The organism is Paenirhodobacter sp. (assembly GCF_050177655.1).
GTDB lineage: Bacteria > Pseudomonadota > Alphaproteobacteria > Rhodobacterales > Rhodobacteraceae > Rhodobacter.
Map to the genome: position 1 here is coordinate 2,224 of NZ_JBFXGV010000075.1, position 5,350 is coordinate 7,573.

5 protein-coding genes are annotated in these 5,350 nt (G+C 68.3%); 4 read left to right on the forward strand and 1 reads right to left on the reverse strand.

What is annotated here, in order from left to right; genetic code table 11:
• The 4 genes from AB7U46_RS17075 to AB7U46_RS17090 all read left to right on the forward strand — a co-directional run.
• Positions 1–614: sugar transferase (locus AB7U46_RS17075; protein WP_428338188.1), on the forward strand; the 614-nt coding region annotated here is incomplete at its 5' end.
• 139 nt (positions 615–753) lie between these two features.
• Positions 754–2,850 carry a YjbH domain-containing protein gene (locus tag AB7U46_RS17080; RefSeq protein WP_428338189.1) on the forward strand — a complete coding sequence of 699 codons (2,097 nt, stop codon included), beginning with the start codon at positions 754–756 and terminating at the stop codon, positions 2,848–2,850.
• Entirely contained in the window at positions 2,847–3,512 is a 666-nt protein-coding gene (locus AB7U46_RS17085; RefSeq protein WP_428338190.1) for a YjbF family lipoprotein, read from the forward strand. The genes AB7U46_RS17080 and AB7U46_RS17085 overlap by 4 nt, the downstream gene beginning before the upstream one ends.
• A gap of 6 nt (positions 3,513–3,518) precedes the next feature.
• Positions 3,519–4,910, forward strand: a complete 1,392-nt coding sequence (locus tag AB7U46_RS17090) for a polysaccharide biosynthesis/export family protein (RefSeq protein ID WP_428338191.1) — start codon at positions 3,519–3,521, stop codon at positions 4,908–4,910.
• Positions 4,911–4,975: 65 nt separating this feature from the next.
• Here the strand turns inward: AB7U46_RS17090 and AB7U46_RS17095 are convergent.
• The coding region (locus AB7U46_RS17095) for a hypothetical protein (protein WP_428338192.1) at positions 4,976–5,350 on the reverse strand (375 nt) is incomplete at its 5' end.

The window sequence follows — 5,350 nt, forward strand, 5'->3', positions numbered from 1 at the left end:
GCCCTTACGCCCGCGCCGGCAAACGCGCCCTGGATGTGCTGATCAGCCTTCTGCTCCTGCCCGCCCTCGTTCCCGTGATGCTCGCGATCTGGCTGGTGATCCGGCGCGACGGCGGTGCCGCCCTCTTCTGCCAGCCCCGCGTCGGCGTGAACGGGCGCGTCTTCGCCTGCTACAAGTTCCGCACCATGGTGGTCGACGCCGAGCGCGTGCTCGAGGAGATGATCGCGCGCGACCCGGAGGTCGCGGAAGAATGGCACCGGTTCCAGAAGCTGCGCCGCGACCCGCGCATCACCGCGATCGGGCGGGTGCTGCGCAAGACCTCGCTCGACGAGCTGCCGCAGATCCTCAACGTGCTGAAGGGCGACATGAGCCTGGTCGGGCCGCGCCCCTTCCTGCCCTCGCAAAAGGCGATCTACGACGCCGCCGGCGGGCGCGCCTATTACCGGCTGCGCCCGGGCATCACCGGGCTCTGGCAGGTGTTCAGCCGCCACGACACCACCTTCGCCTCGCGCGTGCGTTTCGACGAGGCCTACGGGCGGAACCTTTCCGCATCGGGCGACCTCTCGCTGATCCTGCGCACCGCGAAGGTCGTGCTCCTGCGCACCGGCGCCTGAGCGGCATGGCTCCCGGCTGTTGCTCCTGCGCATCAGTCCTCCGGGGCCCAAGTGCAACAGGCATGTTCAACTGCCGACAAGGCCGCCATTCTTGGCGAAAGAATCGTCCCTCTTCCGCCATGAGACTGCCCGTCGCCGCATGACCCCACGCCTCATTTCCCTTCGCAGTCCCGGCCTGGCGCTCCTCCTCGCCGCGGCAACGGCGCTCCCGGCGCGCGCGGATGGCATTTCGAGCTATGGCACGCCGGGGCTGATCGACATGCCCAGTGCGACGGCGACGGACGACGGGCTGCTGAGCTGGACCACCTCGCACCTGACCGGGCACACGCGCAACTCGCTGCATTTCCAGATCACGCCGCGGCTTTCGGGGGTGTTTCGCTACTCGATCCTGCGCGATTACTTCACGACGGGTGACCTGAAGGACCGCAGCTTCGACCTGCACTACATGGTGCGAGACGAAACCGCGCATCTGCCCGCGCTGGCGGTCGGTCTGCGCGACTTTGGCGGCACCGGCATCTTCGGCGCGGAATATCTCGTCGCCTCCAAGCATTTCATGGACGACCGGCTCACGGTGACCGGCGGCATCGGCTGGGGCCGGCTCGCCTCCTGGGGCGGGTTCCGCAACCCGCTCGGGGCAATCGACGACCGCTTCAACCACCGCCCCGGCTTCACCGGCATCGAAGAGACCGGGCGCGTCGCCTTCAACCGCTTCTTCCGCGGCGAGGCCGCCTTCTTCGGCGGGCTCGACTACCAGGTGAACGACCGGCTGCGCCTCGCGCTCGAATATTCCTCGGACGCCTATACCGAGGAAGTCGCGCGCATGGGGTTCGAGCATCGCACCCCGCTCAATTTCGGCCTGACCTATCGCGCCACGCAGAACCTGACGATGAACGCCTTCGTCATCGGCGGCGCGCAGGCCGGGATCGGCTTCACCTATGTCATCGACCCGCGCAACCCGCATTTCCCCGGCGGGATCGAGCGGCGCAGCCCCGCGCTCCTGCCGCGCGCCGAGATCGCCGCGCAGGGCTGGGCGCCCGATGACATCGACAGCACCCGCGCCCGCCTCGCGCGTGGCCTCGGCGCGCAGGGCCTCGCGTTCGAGAGCTATGCGCAGGAGGGCGCCCACGCCCGCATCGTCCTGCACAACGGCACCTATCGCACCGATGCCGAGGCGCTCGGCCGGGCCGCGCGGGTGATGGCGAACACCCTGCCCGAGGGGATCGAGGCGTTCGAGATCACCCTCGCGGCGGAAGGCCTGCCGACCACCCGCACCACGCTGCGCCGCTCCGATCTGGAAGAGCTCGAACATGCCTGGGACGGCAGCTGGCAAAGCTTCGTGCGCGCCGATATCGCCGATGCGCCGGGCCGCCTGCCCCCGGATCCGGGCGTCTATCCCCGCCTCGACTGGAGCCTGCTGCCCTATTTCAGCACCGCGCTCTTCGACCCCGACAACCCGCTGCGCGTCGATGTCGGCGCCGAGGCCTCCGCGCAGTACCGGCTCGCCCCCGGCCTCTCGCTCACCGCGGTGGTGCGCCAGAAGGCGATCGGCAACCTCGACACCTCGACCCGCACCTCGAATTCGGTGCTGCCGCATGTGCGTTCGGACAGCGCGGAATACGACAAGCTGCAAGGCCCGCAGGTGACGATCCTGACCGCGGACTACCTGTTCCGCCCGGGCGCGAACCTTTACGGCCGGCTCTCCGCCGGCTGGTTCGAGCGGATGTATGCCGGCGTCTCGGGGGAGCTGCTCTGGTATCCGGCCGAAAGCCGCCTCGCGCTCGGGGCCGAGGTGAACTACCTCGCCAAGCGCGACCCGCTCAGCCGCCTCGGCCTCGGCGATTACCGCATCGCCACCGGCCATCTCTCCGCCTATTACGATTTCGGCAACAGCTTCCGCGGCCAGCTCGACGTCGGGCGCTACCTCGCCGGAGACTGGGGCGCGACCGTCTCGCTCGACCGCGAATTCGACAACGGCTTCCGCATCGGGGCCTTCTTCACCCTCACCGACGTGCCCTTCGACGAGTTCGGCGAAGGCTCCTTCGACAAGGGCATCCGCTTCACCATCCCGATCAGCTGGATCTCGGGCGAACCGGGCCGCAGCACGCTGCAACAGACGATCCGCCCGGTCCTGCGCGACGGCGGCGCAAGGGTGGACATCGCCAACCGCCTCTACAACGAGGTGCGCGGCAGCAATGCCAACCAGCTCGAGCATGGATGGGGCAAGTTCTGGCGATGATGCGATCCCTCTCCCCGCTTCTCGGCGCGCTCGCCCTGCTGGCCCTTGGCGCCTGTTCCTCGGATCCGCAGACCCGGCGCCTGATCGCCTCCGCGACGCCCTTCAGCCGCCCGGCCCCCGTTCTCGCCCCCGAATTCGCCGCGGCAGAACGGGCCGGGACCCCGCGCTTCATCGCCGCGGTCGAGGCGCGGCCCGAGGCGATCGCCCTCTTCGTGCGTCAGACCCGGTCCGAGCGCTCGGGCGTCGGCACCTGGATCTCAGGCGATGGCGCGCAGCTGATGCTCGACGACGGCCTCCTCGTCGGCAGCCGCGGCTTTTCGGGCGATGTGATGGCGGCGCAGCTGCGCGAAAGCGCCGCCTTGATCCACGGCCTGTCCCCCGGCGTCGCGACGCGGCTGATGACCCTGATCGACGGCGAGGACCACGCCGTGACCCGCGCCTTCCGCTGCCAGATCAGCCCCGGCGCGCGCGAGGACGTCACGATCGGCACGCGCGCGCTGCAGGCCGTCACCGTCACCGAGGCCTGCCGCGGCACGGTCGCCTCGTTCGAGAATTACTATTGGGTCGTTCCCCAGACCGGCGAGATCATACAGTCGAGCCAATGGGCGGGAACGGTCACCGGAAAGATATCCCTGCGCATGGCGCAGCTCGGTGCCCGCTGAGGCAGAATGGAATTGGAGGCTCTCGTGAGACTACTGAAGATTGCCCTGCTCGGTGGAACGGTTCTTGGGGCGCTGTCGGGCTGCGGCGTGGCCTATCACAGCAGCTCCGTCAGCCCCGGCATCAGCGCCGAGGGCAAGGTGCGGGTGCTGCCGCTGACCGCGGAATCGGTGATGGTCGCCAATGCCGCGCCCTACCAGCCGCGCCAGCTGCCCTCCTATTTCAGCCAGACCGCGGGGCTGAGCGGCACGATGTCCGCGCCGATCGCGCCGCCCGCCACCGCCTTCGACCGGGTCAGCCGCCCCGCCGGGCTGGAAACCCGGCTGCCGCCGCCGGTCCCCCCGACGAATTACAAGATCGGCGTCGGCGACGTGGTGCTTCTGGCCACGCCGAAAACCGGCTCCACCGTCGAGCAGCTCAGTGGCATCCTCGCCGCCCAGACCGCGCGCCAGGGCTATACCGTGCAGGATGACGGCTCGATCTCGGTGCCCACCGTGGGGCGCGTGCAGATCGCCGGCCAGACCGTCGACGATGCCGAGGCGACGCTGTTCCAGAGGTTCCTCGACAAGCAGGTCGACCCGACCTTCTCGCTCGAGATCGCCGAGTTCCACTCGAAAAAGGTCGCCGTGGGGGGCGATGTGTCAAGCCCGACCGTGGTGCCCGTGACCCTCTCGCCGCTCTATCTCGACGAGGCGCTGGCGGCCGCGGGCGGCGCGAAATCGGCCGATCTCGACACCGCGCTCGTGCGCATCTACCGCAACGGCAAGCTCTACCAGCTGCCGCTCAAGGCGCTTTACGACCGCGCCGGCACCGGCCGCATCCAGCTTGCCGATGGCGACAGCGTCTTCGTCGACACCGCCTATGCGCTGGACAAGGCCGCTGCCTATTTCGAGGAACAGATCAAGCTCGCCACCTTCAAGCAGGACGAGCGCCAGGCGCGCCTGGCCGCGCTGAACACCGAGGTCACCCTGCGCCGCAACGAGCTGACCGAGCAACGCGAGAATTTCTCGACCCGTCTCGAGCTGGGCGCGGAAGGGCGCGACTATGCCTATCTCACCGGCGAGGTCGGCAAGCAGGCGCGCTATGCGCTGCCCTATGACCGCAAGGCCACGCTCGCCGATGCGCTTTATGAAGTGGGCGGGGGGCTCACCACGGCGAAATCGAACCCGAAGGAGATCTATGTCCTGCGCGGTTCGGACAACCCGCTCGAATATGACGCGATCACCGCCTGGCATCTGGATGCGCGCAATGCCGCCGCGCTGCTGCTGGCCACGCGCTTCGAGCTGCACGCGAATGACGTGATCTTCGTCGCCGCGCAGCCGGTCTCGCATTGGAGCAACGTGGTCAACGCGATCACGCCCTCGCTGATCGTCTCCTCGGTGAACGCCGCGGCGAACTGAGCCGGATAGCGAAAGGGGCGCCCGATCGGCGCCCCTTCTCTTCAGCGCGATCACGCCGTCGCGTCTCAGTTGGTGGTCGAGGGCGTGGAATTCGTGCTGCCGCCACCGCCTGCCGCAAGCGCCCCGAAGCCGAGGACACCGCCCACGATCGGCGCGATGAAGGCGAAGTTGCTCGCCATACCGACCGGCAACGCACCGCCCGGCGGCAGGGTCACCGAAGGATTGACACCCGGAGCAGGAGCCCCGTTCGCCACAGGCGGCTTGGCATTGGGGCCGGGCTTCGGGGCTTCGGCAAAGGCGGGGGTCATGCTCAGGGCCAGGCCCGTCGCGATCAGAAGAAGATTTCGGTTCATGACTGGCTCTCTATGACTAAACACAATTTTTGCGATAACACGAATCACCTCAGGGATGCAAAAAAACTCCGGAAAACTTGGGATTTC

Bases quoted from the DNA above. Each gene is read 5' to 3' on its own strand.
- AB7U46_RS17080 (WP_428338189.1), top strand. From the start codon at position 754: ATGACCCCACGCCTCATTTCCCTTCGCAGTCCCGGCCTGGCGCTCCTC.
- AB7U46_RS17085 (WP_428338190.1), top strand. From the start codon at position 2,847: ATGATGCGATCCCTCTCCCCGCTTCTCGGCGCGCTCGCCCTGCTGGCC.
- AB7U46_RS17090 (WP_428338191.1), top strand. From the start codon at position 3,519: ATGGAATTGGAGGCTCTCGTGAGACTACTGAAGATTGCCCTGCTCGGT.